This is a genomic window from Rhizobium metallidurans (assembly GCF_014196505.1).
In the GTDB taxonomy this organism is placed as follows: domain Bacteria; phylum Pseudomonadota; class Alphaproteobacteria; order Rhizobiales; family Rhizobiaceae; genus Rhizobium; species Rhizobium metallidurans.
Map to the genome: position 1 here is coordinate 26,566 of NZ_JACIDW010000014.1, position 20,982 is coordinate 47,547.

The window sequence follows — 20,982 nt, forward strand, 5'->3', positions numbered from 1 at the left end:
GGAACTGGAGGGGTGCATGCTTCGCAAAATCGCATTCATTGGAACTGGCGGAACAATCGCTTCGATTGGATCGGACCAGTTCGACTTGCTTGATTACAACGCGAGTGATCAACGGATCGATGCAAAATCATTGATCGAACGCATCGGCATTGACGGCATTGTCGCCGATCTCGTCCCCATTGATTTTCGGCGGATCGACAGCACGGCGATCACGATGGACGACTGGGCGGACTTGGCGGATCTTTGCCATGATGTCGCCCGCGACGAGACCGTGGACGGGATCGTGATCGGCCACGGAACCGCGAGCCTCGAAGAGACAGCCTGGGCCCTCTCACTGGTGCTTGATCTTCACATACCCGTTGTGATCACGGGTTCGATGCGGCCATTGACGGGCATATCAAGCGACGCGAATGCCAATCTGGCTGCCGCAATTCGCGTTGCCGCAAGCGGACGGTCCGATATCGGGGTGGTCGTGGTCGTCAATGACGAGATCCATTCACCAAGGCGGGTGACCAAAGGACACACGCTTCGTCTCAATGCGTTTCAATCTCCTTGGCATGGACCGATCGGATATGTCGACGGTCCGCACGTCCGCATGGGAGAATATTGCCAGCGGCTTCGAGGCGGGTTCGACCGTCAAGCCCTGCGAAGCCTTCCCAGAGTCGATATATCGTACAGCTACGTCGGATGCGACGGAGTGGCGATTGCCGCTTTCGTGGCGGCGGGGGCTAAAGGAATTGTTTCAGCCGGATTCGGACCGGGAATGGGTACGCCCTCGGAAATAGAACTACTCGCCGATGCCGTCAAAAGAGGGGTGGTCGTCATCCAGTCGGCCCGAACAGGGGCAGGGCTCGTTGTCGATGGAAAACACCATCAGTCGCTCGGCATCATAGCTGGCAATGACTTGAGCCCTCAGAAAGCCCGCATCCTGCTTGCGCTATGCCTTGCTCGTGGGGACACGTCTTCAGAAATCGCGGGGCTTTTTCACTCGCTCTGATCGCTTTCCAGAGGTGGGGCGCGCCAGATCATCTCCTGCGCGGAAGCGGCCAGCCACGGAATGTGATTGACGATAAGCGGAAGTGTATGCCGTTCCAGCATTTCCCTTGCTGCGTCGGCAACGCGCGGCCCGAGAGTATCGAACTCTCCCCGTCTCGTCACGAGGGTCAGCTCGCGTGAGAAACCCGGGCTTGGCAGGGGAAGTACAGAGACTGATGGGAGATGTATCGCGCCCTGAAGAAGGCAAAGCGGTGTCGTGATTGCAACGCCTACCCCGCCAGCAACCATCGCAAGAAGCGAATCCGATGAATCGAAGGAAAGGACCTGGGGGTGCTCTATCCGAAGTCTCCGGAGATGACGTTCGACCTGAGCTCCCATATGTGAGCGTGCGCTGAAGCGAATAAGCGGGTGATCGAACAAAACGTCTCGCAACGGCAACCCGCGAAGCGCATCCCCCCAAGCAACCGGCGCCACCAGAACGAAAGGCTCCCTGTACAGCGGGAACCGCATGAGTTCGTCGAGCTCGTCCATAGGGTCCGACGTGATCGCGGCATCGATCTCGTGGCGCATCAGGGCGTCGGTATGCGATTGGGTCAAGCCGGAAAAGGCGGTGACCCGGAGTGCGACGGAACCCTCCATGAGATGGCGGATCAGTACGGGGCCGGCGGCCGACGCGAACGTGTCCACCATGCCCAAGCGTAAATCCTGTCGCTCCGGTCGCAAGGCCGTCGCTCGAACTTCCTCGATCGCGCGCTCTGCCCGCAGTGAAATTTCGCGAATGTGCGCGACCAGAACACGACCCGCCTCCGTCGCCACAAGCGGCCTTCTGTCCCGATGCACCAAGGTTACGTCGACCTGTGCCTCGGCCCGCTTCATTGCTTGGGACACCGCGGACTGCGTCATGCCAAGTTGAGAGGCGGCAGCGCTCATGCTTCCCTCTTCGATCACGACTGCGGCAATTTCGAGCGCGTGAAGATCTGGCAAGGGCATATGTATTCGCCTGGCTTAATGGTTTCAGTAATTCCATTACTACTATCGAATATGCATTGATGCAACGCTTGATATTCGTGACATTTCACTCAGCGCAGTTCGTCAGCTCATACCATAATAACAAAAACGCTGGGGCGGATGCGCTTCAACAACTTTTGACAGGGGAACGACATGAGCAATTTAACCAACCAACTGGCCGCGGGTTCTCACTCCGGGGCTTTCTACCAATTCGGCAGTCTAAACAAGCCGCATGCCCTGAACGATCACGCCATCTGATCCTTGGATTATAAATGGTCCGGCGCAAGCCATTCCAGACAAACCAGAGGATCCAAGCATGATCACTCAAATTCAAACCTTCTTCCGAGAGCTCGCGGGATCCGGGATCAACCTGACGATCTTCTATGACGCCTTCGACTTCGATCGGTTCATCACCGGCCTGGGAAATACGCTGCTGCTCATCGCGGCCAGTACCTTCTTCTCGATCGTCATCGGCGCCGCTTGTGCTGCGATCTTGACGCTGAGCAAAGGACCCGCAGCTGCGCTCGTGCGGGGCTATGTCGCTCTTTTTCGCAATACGCCACTGATCGTCCAGATGTACTTCTTCTATTTCGCCATCGGCAGCATCATGCCGGTAGGGCGAAACGAGATCGGCCTGCCGCAGCCTCTCATCGGCAGCTTTGCCTGGGCGGTTATTGCTCTCTCGCTCTACTCCGGAGCGTTCAATACGGAAACTTTCCGTGCGGGAATCGGCGCCGTCCACAAGTCTTACGACGAGGCCGCTTATGCCCTCGGTTACGGGAGGCGCCAGGCATTTTTCGCGGTGACGGTTCCGCTGGCCCTACGCTTTTCCTTCGCGTCCTTGGCGAATAATCTGGTCGACCTCACCAAGGCAACCACGGTCGCCTACGCCGTCGGCGTGGCGGAGTTACTCTACGCCTCCAATCAGATCTGGTCTGACTCCCTGAACACGATCGAGATGATGAACGTGATGCTGGTCATCTACCTGGTGCTCACGGGAGCCGTCGTCTTCATCATCAATAGGGTCGAGGCGGCAATGCGCCTGCCTGGGTTCGGTCTCGGAGACGGAAAATGAACCAGACAAATCTTCTCGCAACGGTCGTTGAGTGGATGCCCTTTGTCTTGCAGGGCTTTCTCCTGAATATCCTTATGAGCGTGCTCGCAATCATGATCGGTACTGTGGTTGGGACCTTTCTCGGTTTCGGCCAGATCTCGCCGAGCGCGGTTGTTGGCGTGCCTTCCAAACTGGCGACGCAACTATTTCGGAACGCCCCCTGGCTGGTCCTGCTGTTCTACTGCATCTTCCTGATGCCATACCAAATTACCGTTTGGGGAGCTACGATCCAGCTGCCGAGCTGGCTTCGAGCAACGGTAGGCTTTTCCTTTCCCGTCGCGGCAAACTTCTCGGAGATCGTCCGCGGGTCGGTGAATTCCATCCCTGGGGGCCAGTGGGAGGCGGCAGAGGCACTCGGATACAACCGTCGCACGACCCTCTTCAAGATCATCCTGCCGCAGTGCTTCAGCCGGATGCTACCGCCCTGGATGAACCTTTATGCGCTTCTGCTCACCGCGACGCCTCTCTCGATGATCGTTGGTGTGGAGGAAGCTCTGGGAAGAACCCAGGCCGCCGTCCAAGCTCAGGGCGACTCTAGCACGCTGATACCCATGTATCTCGCCCTACTCATTATGTTCTTCCTCTACACCTGGCCGATCAATCGACTTTCGTTGGTGCTCGAACGCCGCTTCCGCACGAAATGAGGTGCTGACATGACCATGAATTCAAACGCTAAACCGCTTATCTCGCTGCGCAATGTCCGTAAGTCGTTCGGCACTTTTGAAGTCCTTCGGGGCATCGATATGGACATTCGCAAGGGCGAGGTGGTGGCTATAATCGGTCCTTCGGGATCGGGAAAATCCACTATCCTTCGCACGATCAACGGCCTCACACCGATCAACGAAGGAACCATACGGGTCGGTGACATTTCCGTAAGCGATCCGAAGCTCGACCCGGTCAAGCTTCGTCATCGGGTGGGTATGGTATTCCAGCAGTATAATCTCTTCCCGCACAAGTCGGTGCTTGAGAACGTGGCCATGGCACCGATTCAGGTGCTGAAACAGCCCCGCAAGCAGGTTGAGGAACGGGCGCGCAAGCTGCTTGCGGACATGCGTCTTCCGGACAAGGCTTCCTCCTATCCTGGCGAGTTGTCTGGCGGCCAGCAGCAGCGCGTGGCTATCGCGCGAGCGCTATGCATGGAGCCGGAAGTGATCCTCTTCGACGAAGTCACCGCGGCGCTCGATCCTGAAATGGTCAAAGAGGTCCTGTCCGCCGTTCGAAAGGTTGCGGAAGACGGCATGACATGCATCCTGGTGACACATGAAATGGGTTTTGCCCGCGAAGCCGCCGACCACGTATACTTCACGGACAAGGGCGTCATCGTCGAACACGCGCCGCCCGCGGATTTCTTCACGAAGGCAAGCGATCATCGTACCCAAGAATTTCTTTCCAAGGTGCTCTGATCCATGACCGTTTTGATCGACGGAAAGGCCTTTGCCAAAAGGCTTCGCGATTTCATCAGCCTACAGGTCGCCGACATCAAATCCTCACTGGGAGTCGTTCCGGGTCTTGCAACGATCCTGGTGGGAGAAGATCCAGCCTCCGAAGTTTACGTTCGCAATAAGTCCAAGCAGACGATCGAAACGGGCATGGCTTCCTTCAAGCATACGCTTGGTTCCGCGACCTCCGAGGCGGAAGTGTTGAAGTTGATCGCGCAACTGAACGCCGACGATAGAGTTCATGGGATTCTCGTGCAGTTGCCCCTTCCTCGACATATCAACGCCGAGAAGGTGATCAACGCGATCGAGCCCGCAAAGGACGTCGATGGGTTCCACGTGTCCAACGTCGGAATGCTTGGTACAGGGCAGAAGGCGATGTTGCCCTGCACACCTCTTGGATGCATCATGATGCTCCGGGACCATTTCGGTTCGCTCAGCGGCAAGAACGCTCTGGTTGTGGGGCGCTCCAACATCGTTGGCAAGCCGATGGCGCAGCTGCTTCTGGCTGACGATTGCACCGTTACAATGGCGCACCGATACACCGAAGATCTTGAAGGCCATTGCCGTCGTGCGGACATCCTTGTGATGGCGGTCGGCAGACCTGAAATGATACCCGGCGATTGGATCAAACCAGGAGCAACGGTTATCGACGTTGGCATCAACCGGGTCGAGCGCGACGGCACGACCAAGCTGGTTGGGGACGTGGACTTCAAATCAGCCTCGTTGGTAGCCGGCGCGATCACTCCGGTGCCAGGCGGGGTCGGGCCGATGACGATAGCCTGCCTTCTCTTCAATACGCTGACAGCCTTCTGCCGTGCGAAAAGCATCCCCGAACCCGAAGAGATCGGCTTTTCGCTTGCGGAAGGCGTCGGGATTATTCGTGAGTTCAAGCAGGCAAGCTGAGGAAACGTCACAGGCTTTTCCCCGCGTGACATTGGACGCGCCATCTCGCCCGGCCACCATCAAGCGGCAGGTGTATGGACGCGGGAAGTTGGATCTGCCCGAGGCACGCATTGTCGGAGCGCCTTGATGTCATCGAGATTGCGGCAAACCCAATATTGAACGCCGATACGCTCTCAACATTCCGCGCCGGTTGACGGTTCACGAGGGTCCGAAAAACTCTGTTGCTTTTAAATAGGACTCCTATATAAAAGACACATGGAAACGCCCAAGAACCCACATTCGCTCAATTACCGCATTCGCGAGGGCCTTTCACGCATCGCCATGGTGATGCGGGTCGATGACTGGAATATCGCGAAGGCGGCCGGCCTCAATCCCACCCAGGTTGCGATTCTTTCCTTGCTGGCGGCCCGGGAGGCAACCGGCCTTACGGTCAAGGAGATCGCGTCGCATCTCGGAGTTTCGCAGCCCACGGCGACTGACTCGATCAACGTACTCGAGCGCAAAGGCTACCTGAGGAAAGCCCCCGATCCCAAAGACGGGCGGGCAGTTTGCATCACCCTGACCTCGCAAGGTTCCGACGTTCTTGCGACAGACGAAGCCGACGATGGTCTCGCCGCGGCGGCCGTAGACGCGCTTGATGCCCGCGAACAGGAGGATCTGCTCATTTCCCTGATCAAAATGATCAGGCATTTGCAGGTCCGCGACTCCATCCCCGTCCAGCGCATGTGCGTGACCTGCCGCTTTTTCTCCCCTTATGCGCATCCCGACAGCCGACGACCGCATCACTGTCATTTCGTGGATGCGCCGTTTGGTCAGCCCGAGATCCGCGTCGATTGCCGCGATCATCGTGAAGCCGATCTCGTGACCCGGGCAGCCGCCTGGGCTGCCTTTGAAAAGGCATCACCGGCACCAGGGCCAGGAAACCGTGAGGAATAGCCATCGTGCCGCGTATTGAAGTCTGATCCACCGATCGGCCCGGGCGCCGGGCCATGAACCGAATTCAACATCTTCAAGGTCGTTCTCGCCAAGCTCAAAACCAAAGAGAAAATTGAGCTCTGTCAGGCGATCCTTGTTGCGCCGGTCCGCCGACTGCAATCGACGAACCGGCTTATTCTCCCCTCCAGGCTAACAGAGAGAAAGAACATGAGCAGAATTACTCTTATTGACCCCGTAAACGCAACAAGCATGGTCGGCGAACACCTCGCGCAGATCAACGACGCCTTCGGCGTTGTTCCCAACATGTTCAAGGCAGTCGCGAACTCGCCGGCCGCTCTCGCCAGCATGTGGGGATCCTTCGGGGCGCTCGGCGGAGGCAAGCTTGGCGCCAAGCTTGGCGAGCAGATCGCCGTGGCGATCGCCGACCGCAATAACTGCAATTATTGCCTCGCTGCGCACACGGCTTTGGGTCGCAAGGCAGGCGCGACGGCCGAGGATATGACCGAGGCACAAGCGGGGCGATCGAGTGATCCGAAGACCGCGGCAGTGCTCCGGTTTGCGCTCAAGGTCGTGGAGGACCGTGGCGACCTTGCGACCACCGATGTCGATGCACTGCGCAATGCCGGCCTGGACGACGAGGAAATCGTTGAAGTGATCGCCCAGGTCGCCCTCAACCTGTTCACCAACTACATCAACGTGGCACTCGATGTTCCGGTCGACTTTCCGGGCGTGAAGCTGACGCGCGTCGCACGCTAAACACTCACCGTCGGGTGGACCGTCGTCCGGTCCGCCCGACGTTCGTCGAAAAGGATCAGAAAATGTCAACCGCTACCCATCGGCTCGCGCCGGAGCTCGCCGTCAGCGAATGGTTCAACGTCTCCAAACCGCTTACGCTTGCAGCGCTACGCGGCCGGCCGATCTTCCTGCACACCTTTCAGCTCCTGTGCCCCGGCTGCGTCACCGACGCAATCCCGCAGGTCAAACGCATCGAGCGTCTGTTTGGTCAAACCGACCTGACGGTCATCGGCCTCCATACCGTCTTCGAACATCACGCCGCCATGTCGCCAACGACGCTCAAAGCCTTCCTGCATGAATATCGATTGACCTCGCCGGTCGGCGTCGATGTTGCCGAAGACGGCGACGACGTGCCGCTGACCATGCGTCGCTACGGGTTTCGTGGAACGCCATCCTCGGTGCTCATCGGACGAGACGGCACGATCCTCCACCAGGCTTTCGGTGTCGAGGAGGACCTGGCGGTCGGTTTTCGCATTGCCATGGCGCTTGCAGCACAAGTTCCTGATGAGCTTGTGGCCTCTCCAGATCGGGCGGAGCAGGACTGCGGCAGCGGGCGCTGCGTGATGACGCCGATAACAATGGAAGGCGCGCGAGGTTGACATGCCAAATACTGCCCTTGTCTTGCGCCATCTACATTTCGAAGACCTTGGATGTTTCGCCGAGGTCCTGGAGGAAACGGGTTATGCCGTACGCTATTGCGATGTCGGCGAACCCGATTTCGTGCGGAGCGATCCCCTCCAGCCCGATCTTCTCGTGGTCCTCGGCGGTCCGATCGGCGTCTACGAGGATCACCTCTATCCATTTCTGGCCCGGGAACGCGAATTCATTCGCACCCGGCTGACCGCGAACCTGCCGATCCTTGGCATCTGCCTCGGTGCCCAGCTTATCGCATCGGCTCTTGGCGAGAAGGTGTTCCCGACGGGCTTGAAGGAGATCGGCTTCGCTAGGCTTTCCCTGACGGAAATGGGGATGACAAGCCCGCTTAACCATCTCACCGACATCCCGGTGCTGCATTGGCACGGCGATACTTATGGACTTCCGATCGGTGCAGTGAACCTTGCTTCATCAGCGCAGGTCGAGCAGCAGGCGTTCTCGCTTGGCCCGAGCGTGCTTGGTCTGCAGTTCCATCCGGAGGCGTCGCTCGATGAACGCTTTGAGCGCTGGCTGGTCGGACACGCCCATGAGCTCGCCGCAGGCGGTATCGACATTTCCGCATTGCGGCGTGACGCGGAGGAATTTGGCCCGCGCCTGCGTGCGGCAGCGATGCTGATGTTTCGAGATTGGCTAGCTGGCCTGGCGCCTCGGCCATGAAAGCGACCCCAATCCGAAGCCTTCGGGTCGGGGCTCTGGCGCCGCTTGGCCCGCGCCAGGTGCAGAGTGGCATTGCCAAGACCGAAGTGATATCCGCCGTCGCGCTGACGGCTGCGGGATTGGATGGCGACATGCAGGGTGACCGTGAAAGGCATGGTGGCCCGGAAAAGGCGATCCATCATTATCCGTTCGAACATTATGCCGCCTGGTCGCGCGACCTTGGCGCTGATCCCATGCTGGCGACACCGGGAGCATTTGGCGAGAATATCTCCACGCTTGGGCTGACCGAGGAAAATATTGCGATCGGCGACCTATTCGAGCTTGGAAGTGCAATCGTCGAAGTCAGTCAGGGCAGACAGCCCTGCTGGCGTCTCAACGAGCGCTTCGGGCGCAAGACGATGGCACGCGCCGTGCAGGCGACCGGCCGCACCGGCTGGTACTATCGCGTCCTGAGACCCGGCATTGTCGCGCCTGCCGATCACCTGACCCTTGTCGATCGCATCTCGCCCGAATGGACGATCGGCCGGATATGGCGCGCCTTCTACGTCGATACGCTCAATCGGAGCGAACTGGTGGGCATTTCCGCGCTCGATCACCTCTCGGAGAACTGGCGCACGCTTGCGGCACGCCGGCTGGACAGTGGCGCGGTCGAAGATTGGGACAGGAGATTGATGGGTGGCTAGGCCTGCCGATCATCCCGCCATCGGGACGTGGCCGAGGACTTCTCCGCAATTACCGCCATCGTCTTCGACGGTTGCGAGGGCGCGGATGGGTCATATTGTCTGGGATGAAGCGGCTCTCGTAGCAGGTGTCGGCATGGCTTCGAACATATCTGCGTCAGTCCGAGAACGTAACCGCCACCCCGCGCTGGCGAAAATAGGCCTTCATCCGTTTCCGGCCCTCCCGATTGCTCTGCACGAGCTTGGCGGGGTCGAACACGGCTTCCTTTTGACCTGCACGCGTCAGCGCAGTCTTCAGGTCTGCAATGCGCTCGTCGATGTCGACGTTGTCAGCCTGAAGCGATTCATAGATGCGCTTCGTCGCATTCTCCACGGTGGGTTCAGTCATCGTCATGCTCCGGCTTTCTGCGTTGCCCGCGGCTTCACGCCGCCAGTTTCAATTCAAGTTTCCAAGTGTCTTCGGGATTGTGCTTGGACTCGTGGATCGAAAGGCCGCTGCCTTCCATATCGATTTGCATCGTCGCCAAGAGCCAATCCGCGGGCATCACACAGGGCAGGGATTCTCTATTCAGCAACTTGAAGAGTTCGTTCTCAGTCGCAAGGCCATTACGGGACTGCTGACCAGCGCGGTCGAGGGTCCATAGGTAGCGTATCGTCAAAGTCTGTAGTCCATGCGTTATTCGAGCGGCCTCTCTACAGCCCGAGTCCAAGGTAACAATCCGTACCTAAGACATAGGTAACAACCTCGTGCCGAACGGGTTGTCGATTGTTTGCAGTGTCCTCTGTTCGAGGTCGATATATCCGAGATCATAGCGCAGGAAGCTGACGAGCCAAATGCCGTCGTCGGCTTCCTTGAGGCCGAGTTTCTGGCCGGCCATGACGGTCGAGATGTTGATCTTCTTGCGATGGATGCACAGACGCCCGCAATTGGTGACGATGGCATCGCGGTCGTGGAAGAGGTAGCTGATCTCGGGCAGTCCTTCGTAGGGGCGCGGCGAGGCCTCGTATAGCTCGGCCGGCACCTTCATCGACAGGGCCTCGTGCGGTCTCTCCGTATTGAATTCGCTGATGAATGCGTCGAAGCGCATCTGCTGCCGCAGGATATTGCGTCCCGGCGGTCGGGTGGCTTCCTTTTTCAGCGTCAGGTGCATGCGTTCATGGCGGCCGTTCTCCTGCGGATGGCCGGGGCGGATGCGTTCGACGGCGATGCCGAGCCTGAGCCACCAGACCGACAGCTTGGAGAGATTGTAGAGCCCATTCGGGCTGGCGAATGGCAGGCCGTTGTCGGAGCGGATGGCAAGCGGCAGGCCGCGTTCGGCGAAGACCCGCGCGAAGGCATCGAAAACGCCGCGTTCGCGGGTCGTCTCGAAGGCTTCGCAGCACAGCAGATAGCGCGATGCCTGGTCGGTGATTGTCAGGGGGTAACAATATCGGCCGTCGCCGAGCTTGAACTCGCCCTTGAAATCGGCGCACCACAGGTCGTTGGGACCGACCCGTCGACAGCGCCGTGCCCACGGCCTTGTTCGCCCGGTTCCTCTTGCGGGCCTGGCTCACAAGGCCGTACCGGTCGAGCACCGCATGCACCGTGCTTGTGGCCGGGGTGGGCACGTCGCCGGCTGGTCGGCGGAGCAAAAGCGCGACGATAGCCGTCGACAGCGGACGTCGGACCATGGCGTGCGAAGGGCACGCTTGCGGGCATCAATTTTATCCGAGGCAATTAGCCGAGGTGCCGCGCCGCGTTCGTGGTGTCTTGGTGGCAATCAGCACTTTGCTCTCACATCGCAGCGCTGGCTATTCCGGGCCTCGCGCGCGCCCTGTCGAACACGTCGCTCTCGGCGTCTTCGCAGCCGGACTGTTCGACAACAAAACTCCACTTCAAGAAACGAGCAATTGCGTGATTGACATTTGTCGAAATGTCGCTGACACTTGTAAAAATCGCTCCAATGGAGAGGGCGCGATGATCCATCGTTCCATCTGACCGGTGGCCGATGTTGGGAGGGGTTGAGGTGGAATATCTTCTCGATGTCGAAGGGCTGAAAAAGTCTTTCAATGGTGTTGCGGCTCTGCGCGATGGCCGGTTTCAGCTCAAGGCTGGGTCCGTTCATGCGCTGTGCGGTGGCAACGGCGCCGGAAAATCCACCTTCCTCAAGATCCTGATGGGTATTCACAAGCGCGATGCCGGGTCTATTCGGCGACGAGGTGTGGATGTTGAGTTTTCCGGTCCCGCGGCGGCCTTGGCATCGGGCATCGCCATCATCGAGCAGGAGCTCAGCCCCGTGCCGCACATGACGGTCGCGGAAAACATCTATCTCGGCCGGGAGCCCTCGGGTCGTTTCGGTGGCATCGACTTCAAGACGATGAACCAGAATGCTCAGCGGCTACTGGAACAGCTCGAGTTCAATATCCGCCCAACGCAGTTCATGATGAATCTGTCGGTTGCGCAGATCCAGCTGGTCGAGATCGCCAAGGCGCTGAGCCACGATGCTGAAGTAATCTTCATGGACGAGCCGACCTCGGCGATCGGCGAGAAGGAAGCGCAGCAGCTTTTCAAGACCATCGAGCGATTGAAAGCTGCCGGAAAGGGTGTCGTTTACGTCTCCCACCGCCTGTCCGAGATTTTCCAGATCGCCGATGCCTACACCGTGTTCCGGGATGGTTTGTATATCGGTGCTGGCGACCTTGCAAATATCGATCGTCCTGAATTGATCCGCATGATCGTCGGCCGTGAACTCGGCGAGGAATATGTCAAGACCAACACACCGACTGACGTCACCGGGCTTGAGGTCACGGGGTTGAGCGCAAGCGGCAAGGTTGAGGATGTATCCTTCTCCGTCAGGAAAGGCGAGATTTTCGGCATTTACGGGCTTATGGGGTCCGGCCGCTCGGAGATATTCAATTGCCTGTTCGGTCTCGACCGGATGGACAAGGGCGAGATCAAGCTTGATGGCGAGGCGATCACCGTCAGCAAGCCGGTCGACGCGATGGCGCACGGGCTTGCCTTTGTCACCGAGGATCGCAAGCTGACGGGCCTCAATCTCGTCGACAGCGTCAGGGGCAACATCGCGCTCGCCAGCCTGCCGGAATTCAGCCCGGGCTTCGTCATGCGTCGCGGCCAGGAGCAGGCTGCCAGCCAAAAGATGATCGAACGGTTTGGTATCAAGACCGCGCGCGACACCATGGCGGTCTCGGGGCTGTCAGGCGGCAACCAGCAGAAGGTCGTTCTCGGCAAGTGGTTCCTGCGCAACCCGAAGGTGTTGCTTCTGGACGAGCCGACGCGCGGCGTCGATGTCGGCGCCAAGCGCGAGATCTATCGCATCATCTGCGAATTCGCGGCCACGGGAGGCACGGTGGTGATGATTTCATCGGAGATAGACGAGGTGCTCGGCATGTCCGACCGCATTCTTGTCATGCGCAATGGTCGCTCGGCGGGCGTCTACCCGCGGTCCGAGACCGACGCGCAGGCGCTGGTGCATCTGTCGACGTAATCGGCGCATCGCGAATTTCTCAATACGGATCGGCATGGGAAGAGGTCAGAAACAGTGTCCCTTACAGATAACAAACCAACGACGGGCTGGTTCAACTCGGATCGCCGCAGGCTGCTCATTCAGGAATACGGCATCTTTCTCGCCTTCCTGCTTCTGTCTGTGATCCTGTCGCTGTCCAACGAGTACTTCCTCACGGCCGGCAATATCTCGAACGTGCTCCTGCAGACGTCGATCAACGGTGTTCTCGCGATCGGCATGACCTTCGTCATCCTGACGCGCGGCATCGATCTGTCGGTTGGGTCGGTCGTGGCGCTCGCGGGCATCGTCAGCGCCAGCTTCGTCACGACGTCGGCGACGGCAGGCATCGCTGGCGCGCCGTATCCGGCGGCCGTTGCTCTGCTGGTCGGTATCGGCGTCGGCTTGGCGTGTGGCGCCATCGTCGGCTTCATTGTTTCCCGCTTCGCCGTGCCCGCCTTCGTTGCCACGCTCGGCATGCTGTCGGCGGCACGCGGCATGACTCTGATCTACGGCGGTGGAAAGCCTGTTCCGGCGCTGATCCCGGAATTCCGCTGGATCGGAACCGGAAACATCCTCGGCGTGCCCATGCCGGTGGTGATCCTTGCCGTCGTCTTCATCGTCTCCTGGTGGGTCCTGACGCGCACCCGTTTCGGCCGCTACATCTATGCCGTTGGCGGCAACCCGCATGCGGCGATCACCTCGGGCATCAACGTTACGCGCATCCGTTTCGCCGTCTACGGTATCTCGGGCTCGCTTGCAGGCCTCGCCGGCATGATGCTCTCGGCCCGCACCGGATCGGCGCTGCCGCAGGCCGGTATCGCCTACGAACTCGATGCCATCGCAGCGGTCGTCATCGGCGGCACCAGCCTCTCGGGTGGTGTCGGTCGCGTGACTGGAACGCTGATCGGCGCGCTCATCATTGGCGTCATGAACAACGGTCTCGATCTGATGGGTATCCAATCCTACTACCAGCAGGTGCTCAAGGGCGCGCTCATCGTCGGCGCCGTCATGCTGGACCAGAAGCGAAATCAAGGTCTCTGACCTGATAATTCGGATCGCATCCGCGATCCGTTGGCAAACCGCGCGTCATACCGGCGACCGGACATCTCTATGGAGGAGAAACAGATGAAGAAGTTGATGCTCGCACTTATCGCCAGTGCGGCGATCCTTGCTGCGCCGGCCATGGCGCAGGAAAAGAAGCTGAAGATCGGCGCCACGACCTATGGTTTGAATGCCGAGTTCATGCAGATCTGGTCGGCCGCGCTGAAGCAGCACCCGGCGGTCAAGAGCGGTCAGGTGGAACTGACGGTGTTTGACGGTCGTTATGATGCGCTGGTCCAGCAGGAGCAGTTCAACACCATGATCACCCAGAAGTTCGACGCTATCATCTTCGTGCCGATGGACGTCGAAGCCGGTGCCGCCGCCGTGCAGGCCGCCGCTGATGCCGGCATCCCGGTCGTCGGCTCCAATGCTCGCGTGAATTCGGATCTCTTGACCTCCTATGTCGGCTCCAATGACGTCGAAGCCGGCGAGCTGGAAGCCAAGGCAGTTCTCGACAAGATGGGTTGCAAGGGCAACCTCGTCATCCTCGAAGGTCCGATCGGCCAGTCCGGCCAGATTCAACGCCTGGAAGGCAACGAGAAGGCACTAAAGGCGTGCCCTGATGTCAAGGTCTTGGCAAAGCAGACGGCCAACTGGTCGCGTGCCGAGGCCCAGACGTTGATGGAAAACTGGCTTACGTCCTACCCAGGCCAGATCAACGGCGTTATCGGCCAGAACGATGAAATGGCGCTCGGCGCGATTGAGGCGATCAAGGCTGCGAAGCTCAAGGTCGAGGACTTCGCGATCGCCGGGGTCGATGGCGTCACAGACGCAATCAACGCCGTCAAGCGTGGCGAGATGGCATCGATTCTGCAGGATGCCAACGCGCAAGCGCAGGGCGCGCTGGATGTCGCCATCAAGGCGGCGACCAAGGACGCCAAGCCGCAGTCGGCGATCTGGACCCAGTATCCGGAAATGAAGTGGGAAGACGGCGCATCCAAGGACTATCTGGTTCCTTGGACCCCAGTCACAAAGGACAATGCCGACAAACTGCTCGAATCCCGCAAGTAACGAACGCAAAGCCAGGGCGGTGTCACGCCGCCCTGGCATCCACATCGCAAGGGCTTGAAGAGATGACAGAAGCTGCTCCCCAGATTGACCTCAATTTCCCCCTGACGGGCAAGATCGCCGTCGTGACTGGCGCCGCGTCCGGGATCGGCTCGGCGATTTCCGACGCGCTGACCGCCAAAGGCGCCACGGTGGCCGTGCTCGATATCAATGCCGATATCGCCGCTGCCAAGGCGGCCGCGCTCGGTGGCGGTGCGAAATCCTTCGTCTGTGACGTCTCACAGCCGGTCTCGGTCAATCGGGCCATATCGGATGTCGTCGCCGCGTTCGGCCGCATCGACATCGCCGTCAACAGCGCCGGCGTCGTCTTCCTGGCGCCAGCCGAAGATCTGTCGCTCGACTACTGGGACAAGACGATCAACATCAATCTCAAGGGCAGCTTTCTCGTCACCCAGGCTGTCGGCCGCGCCATGATCGCTACAGGAAACGGCGGTAAAATCATCAACCTCGCGTCGCAGGCGGGCACCGTCGCGATCGAGGAGCACGTCGCCTACTGCGCCTCGAAGTTCGGCGTCATCGGCATGTCGAAGACCTTCGCCGCCGAATGGGGCAAATACGGCATCACAGTCAATACCATTTCGCCGACCGTGGTCCTGACCGAGCTCGGCAAGAAGGCCTGGGCTGGCGAAAAGGGAGAGGCCGCCAAGAAGCGCATTCCCACCGGCCGCTTCGCCTATCCCGAAGAGATCGCTGCCGCCGCCGTCTTCCTGGTTTCGGACGGCGCGAACATGATCAATGGCGCCGATCTTCTGATCGATGGCGGCTACACAATTCTCTGAGCCGAAGCGCCAGGACATTTCAAGGAGACTTCATGCAACGGTTCGTCAACAATCCCGATCTCGTCGTCGAGGATACAGTCAAGGGCTTCATCAAGGCCCATTCCGATATCGTGCGGCTTGCCGAAAATCCGCGCGTGGTTGTCGCCAGGAATGCACCGGTGAGCGGCAAGGTCGGCGTCATTACTGGCGGCGGCTCCGGCCACGAGCCGGGCTTCATGGGCTACACCGGCAAGAACATGCTTGATGCCGTTGCCATCGGCGAATTGTTTTCCTCCCCGACCGCCAAGAGCTTTCACGATGCCATCCGCGAGGCCAATGGCGGAGCGGGGGTCGTCTGCCTCTACGGCAATTATGCCGGCGACAACATGAACGTGAAGATGGCGACGAAGCTCGCCGCCAAGGACGGTATCGAGGTCGCGACCGTCGTTGCCAATGACGACGTCTGCTCGGCGTCGCCGTCGGAGCGCGAAAAGCGCCGCGGTGTTGCCGGCGAGATCTTCATGTGGAAGATCGGCAGCGCCAAGGCGACGCAAGGCGGCAGTCTCGAAGAGGTTCGCGCGGCTGCGCAGAAGGCGATCGACAACTGCCGCTCAATCGGCGTTGGCCTCGGCCCATGCACGTTGCCGGCCGTCGGCCATCCGAATTTCCAGATCGAGCCGGGCACGATGGAAGTCGGCATCGGCCACCACGGCGAACCCGGCGTGCGTGTCGAGCCACTGAAGCCGGCCGCTGAAGTCGCCAAGGATATGTGCAGGATCGTTCTTGATGATCACAATCTTCCCGCTGGCACGGAGGTTGCGGTCCTTGTTTCGGGCTTGGGCGCCACACCGCTCAACGAACTTTATATCCTGAACGATACCATCGAGAGCGAGATCACCGGCCGCGGGCTCGTCGTCTACAAAACCTATGTCGGCAACTATTTCACGTCGCTTGAAATGGTCGGCGCGACGTTGACGGTTTTTGCGCTCGATGCCGAGACCAAGCCACTTCTCGACCTCGAAACGTCCTGCACAATGTTGCTCTGAGGAACGCTGACATGCAAACTTTCAAGAACGCCTCGGCGGGTGCGATCGTCCTTTCGCTGGCGGAACGCATCATCGAAAATCGAGCCTATCTCAGCGAGATCGACGGCAAGATCGGCGATGGCGACCACGGCGTCAACATGGCCAAGGGCTTTGGCATGGCGGCGGAGCGACTGAAGGGGCAGGATTCCTCGCTCAGTGGTGCCTTTGAAACGCTCGGCACGCTGCTGATGACGGAGATCGGCGGCTCGATGGGGCCACTTTATGGGGTCATGTTCACGGAATTCGGTGAGACGCTCGAAGGCAAGGAAGACGTCGATGCGAGGCTCTTCAGTCAGATGCTCCACGCAGGTCTTGATGGCATCCAGTCGATCGGGTCTGCCAAGGTCGGCGACAAGACGCTGATCGACGCCTTCGTCCCGGCTGTGAATGCCTTCGATGAGGCGACGGCGTCTGGAAAGTCATTCGCGGACGCGCTCACGGCCTTGGCCGATGCCGCTGAGAAGGGGCGCGATTCGACGATCGACCTCGTCGCGAAAATTGGCCGCGCCAGCCGTCTCGGCGAGCGGTCGCTCGGCATTCTCGACGCCGGCGCCACCTCCTGTGCTCTCATTTTGAAGGAGATTTCCGTGGGCGTCTCTTCTCGCCTGGAAAACGCTTGATCTTGCAGTCTGTCTCCCAAGACAGCGCGGCCCGTCCTTTGGCGGCGGGTCGCGTGCCGCGCGGTTGCAAACGGGCCGCATTGGCGGCATCTTCCCGGCAATTGTAAGCGGGAGTTTATTCCAGAGTGGCAACGGTTAAGACACAGCAGGCGAGAAAAGCCGGCGCAGGCAAGAGCGATCTCGCACAGGCACCCGATGCCATGCCGCTGCGCTATGGCGACGACCCCTATGTCTGGGCGTGCTGGCTCTATTACGAGGACGGATTGACGCAGGGCGAGATTGCCGACGTCATGGGCATATCTCGCGCAACCGTCAACAGCTATCTCGCTGACGCGCGGGATCGCGGCATCGTTAATATCGCGATCGAGCCGGCCAGGCTTGCATCGCTCACCGTTGCACAAGCGCTCAAAAGGCATTTTGGCCTTGCTGACTGTCTTGTTGTTCCGAGCGAGGATACCGCCCGGCCGTTGATCGACAGGATCGGCGCCGCAGGCGGTCAGGCGTTGCACCGGCTGTTCAAGTCGGGCGATACGATCGCCGTGTCGTGGGGGCGTACGGTACTCGCGATCAGCGAGCATGCGGAGGTTGCAGGATTGCAGGACGTGACGGTCGTGCAGGCGACCGGCGGCACGCGCGCGAGCTTCGCGTATACTCCCGAGCTCTGTGCGGCGGCGCTCGCCAACGCCGTAAACGGCAAGCTGATCAATATTTCCGCGCCCGCGATTGTCTCCGCTCCCGCCGTGCGCGATGCTTTTCTGCACGAGCCCCTGATCGAGAGCCAGTTCGAGGCACTTGCCAGAGCCAACAAGGCGCTCTTCGGCATTTCGTCGCTGCGTCCCAATTCCACCATTCACACCAGCGGCTTTTTCGAATCCGTTCCGCTACAGGATTATCTTGCCAAGGGCGCCGTCGGCGTGGTGGCCGGTCGCTTCATCGATGTGCACGGACGCGCGGTGGCAGGGCCGCTCGACGATCGGACGATCGGTATTTCCCTTGATATGCTCAAGAACATCGATTTGCGTATCGCTGCCGCAGGCGGCTTCGACAAGGTGCCGGCTATCCTCGCGGCTTTGCGCGGAGGCTATGTCAACGTACTGATTACTGATGCCGCGACCGGCCGTGGCATTCTCAACGCCGATGGCGTGACCGATATCGATCAGCGGTCATCGCAGCGTCTGCGGCCCGAAAGTCAGGCGCCGTTGCCATCCGCGACGCGAATGCGCGTGAAGAAGTTTCTGAACGATCCGGACAAGATCGTCGAGGAGATGCTGGATGGCGTGGTGCGTGCGCATCGCAAATATCTGTCGCCGATCGACAAATCCAATCGTGCCCTGATCGCGCGGGACGGGCCAAGATCAGGAAAGGTCGGCCTGGTCATTGGCGGTGGATCCGGACACGAGCCGGGCTTTCTGGGTTACGTCGGCAAGGGGCTTGCCGATGCCGTTGCGGTCGGAAACATCTTCTCGTCGCCTCCTCCGATCCCCATCCTCCATTGCGCCAAGGCGGCATCGGGTGGCGAGGGCGTTCTTTTCGTTTACGGCAACTATGCCGGCGACGTGATGAACTTCGAGATGGCCGCGGAGATGGCCGAGACGGCGGGTATTCCAATCCGAACGGTTCTGACCACCGACGACATCACCTCTTCGCCGATCGAGGACCGCGATGGCCGCCGCGGCGTGGCCGGTAATTTCTTCACCTTCAAGATCGCCGGTGCGGCCTGCGATCGCGGTCTGTCGCTCGGTCTTTGCGAGGCCGTGACCCGCAAGGCGAACATGCGGACTTTTACGGTTGGCGTGGCGCTCGAGGCGTGTTCGATGCCGCAGACCCAGCGTCCCAACTTTGAGATCGGAGCGAAGGATATCGAGTTCGGCATGGGTATCCATGGTGAGCCGGGCGTCATTCGCGAGAAGATGATCAGCGCTGACGAGATCGTCGACAAGGTGATGGATCGGATTTTCGCCGAGATGAAAGCGGTCGAAGGCAGCCGTGTCGCCGTCCTTGTCAATTCGTTCGGGGCAACGCCGATGATGGAGCTCTATGTCTTGTTCCGTCGCGTAGAGCAGCGCTTGAGCGCCAAGGGCATCGCCATCGAGGCAAACTGGATCGGTCATTATTGTACGTCACTCGACATGGTCGGGGCGTCGATCTCCATCATGGAACTGGATGAGGAACTGACGGGACTGCTGCATCATCCATGTGACACCGCAGTCTTGAAGATAACGTAAGAAGCAGAGTGCGCCCGGCTCGCCGCCGGGAGCGTTCTGACGATGGGAGGGGAAACGATGGCAGAGAACGATGCGCGCAAACTGAACCGGATGTTCAACCGGATATCCAGCCTGATTGCCACGGAGAAAGATTACCTGACCGAGCTTGACGGTGCGATTGGCGACGCCGACCACGGCATTACCATGCTGCTCGGCTTTGGCGCCGTTTCCAGTGAACTGGCGCGATCCGATCTTGACGACATGCCGCCATCGGCCGTGATGACAATCGCCGCCTCTGTGTTCCTCAATGCAGTCGGGGCCTCGACTGGCCCCTTGTACGCGACAGCCTTTTTGCACGCTGCAAAGGCGTTGGAATTGCGCCAGTCTCTGGATGCCGCTGGCCAGGTTGCCGTGTTGCAGGCGATAGCACTCGGAATTCAAGAGCGAGGCAAGGGCCAACGTGGCGACAAGACCATGCTCGACACCTGGATCCCGGCGGCAGAAGCGGGCGGTGCTGCACTGGAGCGTGCGAGCGGGCCTGCTGAACTGTGGCGCGATGTCGTAACAGCAGGCGAGGGAGGGGCGATGGCCACGCGGTCGATGGTCGCGGTACGCGGCCGCGCCGCCAGATTGGGCGAGAGGTCACTCGGCCACGTCGACCCAGGAGCAGCGTCCGCGGTTCTTATTTTGAAAGCGATGACAGAGGTTTTCACGGATTGAGCTTTGTCGGATGACAGCTTGAAAGGGTGCCGCCCGGTCTTGGGCGGCACACCTCGGATGCGTGTCCCTTGAAGTCGGTTCCGAAACCCTTGTTTCGGTGTGCGCCCGCCGAGCGATCAATATGTCGATCACTACAATATCGAGCAGCATCGCAACGTGGCTCGCTGAAGCGGCCATTGGCCACTCAGCGCCCGGACTGTGCGGGAAACTCAAGCTTTCTGACATCATAGCCGAGTTGGCTCGCCTTGCTTATCATCACCTTCAGTTTTGCCTTTGAAGGCACGGCGCGCGCGTAGATCCAAAGGTTTCGCATCTTGGGATCGGCACTTATGAACCACGATTTATCGGGGGATTTGTAAAGGACCCAATAGTTGAATGTGATGAAGAAGGGATATCTGACGCGCATCTTGGCATTGCCGTGCCCGAGATCGAGGATCCGTCCTCCACCCTTGACGGTCTTCAGCTGCCCGCCGGGAGTGCGGACGTGGCAACCGTCTTCCACCTGGACCTCGCCTTGCGTCCTTCCGGGCTTGTAGGTCGAATAGCCCGCAACGCAGCCATCGGTCAGCCACATGGGCCGGCGGCCGATCTCAAGCCATGTCCCACGATAGTGGTCCATGGCGACTGCAACCGGCCGCGGTTCGGCCTGCGCTGACAGCACCGGGCTCGATAATGACATCAGTGCGACTGCCGCAGCAAAACACCAGCTATGGATCTTCTGCATACTGCGCTCCAATTCGT

The 20,982-nt window shown here is 59.8% G+C and carries 22 protein-coding genes and 1 pseudogene; 18 read left to right on the forward strand and 5 right to left on the reverse strand.

The window, feature by feature from the left end:
• Window positions 1–16 precede the first annotated feature (16 nt).
• Window positions 17–997: an asparaginase gene (locus GGQ67_RS18485; RefSeq protein ID WP_183901603.1), complete on the forward strand. Its 981-nt coding sequence runs from the start codon at window positions 17–19 to the stop codon at window positions 995–997.
• On the opposite strand, the gene GGQ67_RS18490 is transcribed toward GGQ67_RS18485, so the two are convergent.
• Window positions 985–1,986, reverse strand: coding sequence for a LysR family transcriptional regulator (locus GGQ67_RS18490; RefSeq protein WP_183901604.1), 1,002 nt, complete (start codon window positions 1,984–1,986; stop codon window positions 985–987). The two genes, GGQ67_RS18485 and GGQ67_RS18490, sit on opposite strands and share 13 nt — an antisense overlap.
• 334 nt (window positions 1,987–2,320) lie before the next feature.
• Here GGQ67_RS18490 and GGQ67_RS18495 point away from each other — a divergent pair, with 334 nt between their 5' ends.
• From GGQ67_RS18495 to GGQ67_RS18535, 9 genes are all read left to right on the forward strand, one after another.
• Window positions 2,321–3,079, forward strand: a complete 759-nt coding sequence (locus GGQ67_RS18495; RefSeq protein WP_183901605.1) for an amino acid ABC transporter permease — start codon at window positions 2,321–2,323, stop codon at window positions 3,077–3,079.
• On the forward strand, window positions 3,076–3,762 hold the full coding sequence (locus tag GGQ67_RS18500; RefSeq protein WP_183901606.1) for an amino acid ABC transporter permease: 687 nt from the start codon (window positions 3,076–3,078) through the stop codon (window positions 3,760–3,762). The genes GGQ67_RS18495 and GGQ67_RS18500 overlap by 4 nt, the downstream gene beginning before the upstream one ends.
• Window positions 3,763–3,771: 9 nt before the next feature.
• On the forward strand, window positions 3,772–4,521 hold the full coding sequence (locus tag GGQ67_RS18505) for an amino acid ABC transporter ATP-binding protein (protein ID WP_281393610.1): 750 nt from the start codon (window positions 3,772–3,774) through the stop codon (window positions 4,519–4,521).
• Window positions 4,522–4,524: 3 nt separating this feature from the next.
• Window positions 4,525–5,460 (forward strand): bifunctional methylenetetrahydrofolate dehydrogenase/methenyltetrahydrofolate cyclohydrolase FolD, encoded by a 936-nt coding sequence (folD, locus tag GGQ67_RS18510; protein WP_183901607.1) that lies wholly within the window; start codon window positions 4,525–4,527, stop codon window positions 5,458–5,460.
• Between the two features lie 255 nt (window positions 5,461–5,715).
• Window positions 5,716–6,396: a MarR family winged helix-turn-helix transcriptional regulator gene (locus tag GGQ67_RS18515; protein ID WP_183901608.1), complete on the forward strand. Its 681-nt coding sequence runs from the start codon at window positions 5,716–5,718 to the stop codon at window positions 6,394–6,396.
• 207 nt (window positions 6,397–6,603) lie between these two features.
• Window positions 6,604–7,152 (forward strand): carboxymuconolactone decarboxylase family protein, encoded by a 549-nt coding sequence (locus GGQ67_RS18520; RefSeq protein ID WP_183901609.1) that lies wholly within the window; start codon window positions 6,604–6,606, stop codon window positions 7,150–7,152.
• A gap of 14 nt (window positions 7,153–7,166) precedes the next feature.
• Window positions 7,167–7,790 carry a thioredoxin domain-containing protein gene (locus tag GGQ67_RS18525; RefSeq protein ID WP_425503802.1) on the forward strand — a complete coding sequence of 208 codons (624 nt, stop codon included), beginning with the start codon at window positions 7,167–7,169 and terminating at the stop codon, window positions 7,788–7,790.
• A 1-nt stretch (window position 7,791) separates the two neighbouring features.
• The gene (locus GGQ67_RS18530) at window positions 7,792–8,502 is read left to right on the forward strand and encodes a glutamine amidotransferase (RefSeq protein WP_183901610.1); all 711 of its coding nucleotides are present in this window, start codon (window positions 7,792–7,794) and stop codon (window positions 8,500–8,502) included.
• Window positions 8,499–9,185: an MOSC domain-containing protein gene (locus GGQ67_RS18535; protein WP_183901611.1), complete on the forward strand. Its 687-nt coding sequence runs from the start codon at window positions 8,499–8,501 to the stop codon at window positions 9,183–9,185. Before GGQ67_RS18530 ends, GGQ67_RS18535 begins: the two co-directional genes overlap by 4 nt.
• 154 nt (window positions 9,186–9,339) lie before the next feature.
• Here the strand turns inward: GGQ67_RS18535 and GGQ67_RS18540 are convergent, their stop codons facing one another.
• The 3 genes and pseudogenes from GGQ67_RS18540 to GGQ67_RS18550 form a co-directional block, all read right to left on the reverse strand.
• A complete protein-coding gene (locus GGQ67_RS18540) occupies window positions 9,340–9,570 on the reverse strand; it encodes a hypothetical protein (RefSeq protein WP_183901612.1) in 231 nt (76 codons plus the stop codon).
• Between the two features lie 34 nt (window positions 9,571–9,604).
• Complete coding sequence (locus GGQ67_RS18545; RefSeq protein ID WP_183901613.1) at window positions 9,605–9,841, reverse strand: hypothetical protein; 237 nt, start codon at window positions 9,839–9,841, stop codon at window positions 9,605–9,607.
• A gap of 66 nt (window positions 9,842–9,907) precedes the next feature.
• Window positions 9,908–10,817, reverse strand: a pseudogene (locus GGQ67_RS18550) (DDE-type integrase/transposase/recombinase); the annotation flags it as partial.
• Between the two features lie 371 nt (window positions 10,818–11,188).
• Here GGQ67_RS18550 and GGQ67_RS18555 point away from each other — a divergent pair.
• From GGQ67_RS18555 to dhaL (GGQ67_RS18590), 8 genes are all read left to right on the forward strand, one after another.
• Window positions 11,189–12,667, forward strand: coding sequence for an ATP-binding cassette domain-containing protein (locus GGQ67_RS18555; RefSeq protein WP_183901614.1), 1,479 nt, complete (start codon window positions 11,189–11,191; stop codon window positions 12,665–12,667).
• A gap of 54 nt (window positions 12,668–12,721) precedes the next feature.
• The gene (locus GGQ67_RS18560) at window positions 12,722–13,726 is read left to right on the forward strand and encodes an ABC transporter permease subunit (RefSeq protein ID WP_183901615.1); all 1,005 of its coding nucleotides are present in this window, start codon (window positions 12,722–12,724) and stop codon (window positions 13,724–13,726) included.
• Between the two features lie 84 nt (window positions 13,727–13,810).
• Window positions 13,811–14,797 (forward strand): substrate-binding domain-containing protein, encoded by a 987-nt coding sequence (locus tag GGQ67_RS18565; RefSeq protein ID WP_183901616.1) that lies wholly within the window; start codon window positions 13,811–13,813, stop codon window positions 14,795–14,797.
• A gap of 62 nt (window positions 14,798–14,859) precedes the next feature.
• On the forward strand, window positions 14,860–15,633 hold the full coding sequence (locus GGQ67_RS18570) for an SDR family oxidoreductase (protein WP_183901617.1): 774 nt from the start codon (window positions 14,860–14,862) through the stop codon (window positions 15,631–15,633).
• Window positions 15,634–15,665: 32 nt separating this feature from the next.
• Window positions 15,666–16,658 carry a dihydroxyacetone kinase subunit DhaK gene (locus tag GGQ67_RS18575; RefSeq protein ID WP_183901618.1) on the forward strand — a complete coding sequence of 331 codons (993 nt, stop codon included), beginning with the start codon at window positions 15,666–15,668 and terminating at the stop codon, window positions 16,656–16,658.
• Between the two features lie 11 nt (window positions 16,659–16,669).
• The gene (gene dhaL, locus GGQ67_RS18580) at window positions 16,670–17,317 is read left to right on the forward strand and encodes a dihydroxyacetone kinase subunit DhaL (RefSeq protein WP_183901619.1); all 648 of its coding nucleotides are present in this window, start codon (window positions 16,670–16,672) and stop codon (window positions 17,315–17,317) included.
• 200 nt (window positions 17,318–17,517) lie between these two features.
• Complete coding sequence (locus GGQ67_RS18585; protein WP_210279708.1) at window positions 17,518–19,542, forward strand: bifunctional sugar-binding transcriptional regulator/dihydroxyacetone kinase subunit DhaK; 2,025 nt, start codon at window positions 17,518–17,520, stop codon at window positions 19,540–19,542.
• A gap of 57 nt (window positions 19,543–19,599) precedes the next feature.
• Window positions 19,600–20,241, forward strand: coding sequence for a dihydroxyacetone kinase subunit DhaL (gene dhaL / locus GGQ67_RS18590; protein ID WP_183901621.1), 642 nt, complete (start codon window positions 19,600–19,602; stop codon window positions 20,239–20,241).
• 184 nt (window positions 20,242–20,425) lie between these two features.
• Here dhaL (GGQ67_RS18590) and GGQ67_RS18595 read toward each other — a convergent pair whose 3' ends face one another.
• A complete protein-coding gene (locus GGQ67_RS18595) occupies window positions 20,426–20,920 on the reverse strand; it encodes a lipocalin family protein (protein ID WP_246400238.1) in 495 nt (164 codons plus the stop codon).
• Between the last annotated feature and the right edge of the window lie 62 nt (window positions 20,921–20,982).

What these genes read in the sequence shown, in the direction of transcription:
- GGQ67_RS18485 (WP_183901603.1), top strand. Translation starts at nt 17, where the DNA reads ATGCTTCGCAAAATCGCATTCATTGGAACTGGCGGAACAATCGCTTCG.
- GGQ67_RS18490 (WP_183901604.1), bottom strand. Translation starts at nt 1,986, where the DNA reads ATGCCCTTGCCAGATCTTCACGCGCTCGAAATTGCCGCAGTCGTGATC.
- GGQ67_RS18495 (WP_183901605.1), top strand. Translation starts at nt 2,321, where the DNA reads ATGATCACTCAAATTCAAACCTTCTTCCGAGAGCTCGCGGGATCCGGG.
- GGQ67_RS18500 (WP_183901606.1), top strand. Translation starts at nt 3,076, where the DNA reads ATGAACCAGACAAATCTTCTCGCAACGGTCGTTGAGTGGATGCCCTTT.
- GGQ67_RS18505 (WP_281393610.1), top strand. Translation starts at nt 3,772, where the DNA reads ATGACCATGAATTCAAACGCTAAACCGCTTATCTCGCTGCGCAATGTC.
- folD (WP_183901607.1), top strand. Translation starts at nt 4,525, where the DNA reads ATGACCGTTTTGATCGACGGAAAGGCCTTTGCCAAAAGGCTTCGCGAT.
- GGQ67_RS18515 (WP_183901608.1), top strand. Translation starts at nt 5,716, where the DNA reads ATGGAAACGCCCAAGAACCCACATTCGCTCAATTACCGCATTCGCGAG.
- GGQ67_RS18520 (WP_183901609.1), top strand. Translation starts at nt 6,604, where the DNA reads ATGAGCAGAATTACTCTTATTGACCCCGTAAACGCAACAAGCATGGTC.
- GGQ67_RS18530 (WP_183901610.1), top strand. Translation starts at nt 7,792, where the DNA reads ATGCCAAATACTGCCCTTGTCTTGCGCCATCTACATTTCGAAGACCTT.
- GGQ67_RS18535 (WP_183901611.1), top strand. Translation starts at nt 8,499, where the DNA reads ATGAAAGCGACCCCAATCCGAAGCCTTCGGGTCGGGGCTCTGGCGCCG.
- GGQ67_RS18540 (WP_183901612.1), bottom strand. Translation starts at nt 9,570, where the DNA reads ATGACTGAACCCACCGTGGAGAATGCGACGAAGCGCATCTATGAATCG.
- GGQ67_RS18565 (WP_183901616.1), top strand. Translation starts at nt 13,811, where the DNA reads ATGAAGAAGTTGATGCTCGCACTTATCGCCAGTGCGGCGATCCTTGCT.
- GGQ67_RS18570 (WP_183901617.1), top strand. Translation starts at nt 14,860, where the DNA reads ATGACAGAAGCTGCTCCCCAGATTGACCTCAATTTCCCCCTGACGGGC.
- GGQ67_RS18575 (WP_183901618.1), top strand. Translation starts at nt 15,666, where the DNA reads ATGCAACGGTTCGTCAACAATCCCGATCTCGTCGTCGAGGATACAGTC.
- dhaL (WP_183901619.1), top strand. Translation starts at nt 16,670, where the DNA reads ATGCAAACTTTCAAGAACGCCTCGGCGGGTGCGATCGTCCTTTCGCTG.
- GGQ67_RS18585 (WP_210279708.1), top strand. Translation starts at nt 17,518, where the DNA reads ATGCCGCTGCGCTATGGCGACGACCCCTATGTCTGGGCGTGCTGGCTC.
- dhaL (WP_183901621.1), top strand. Translation starts at nt 19,600, where the DNA reads ATGGCAGAGAACGATGCGCGCAAACTGAACCGGATGTTCAACCGGATA.
- GGQ67_RS18595 (WP_246400238.1), bottom strand. Translation starts at nt 20,920, where the DNA reads ATGTCATTATCGAGCCCGGTGCTGTCAGCGCAGGCCGAACCGCGGCCG.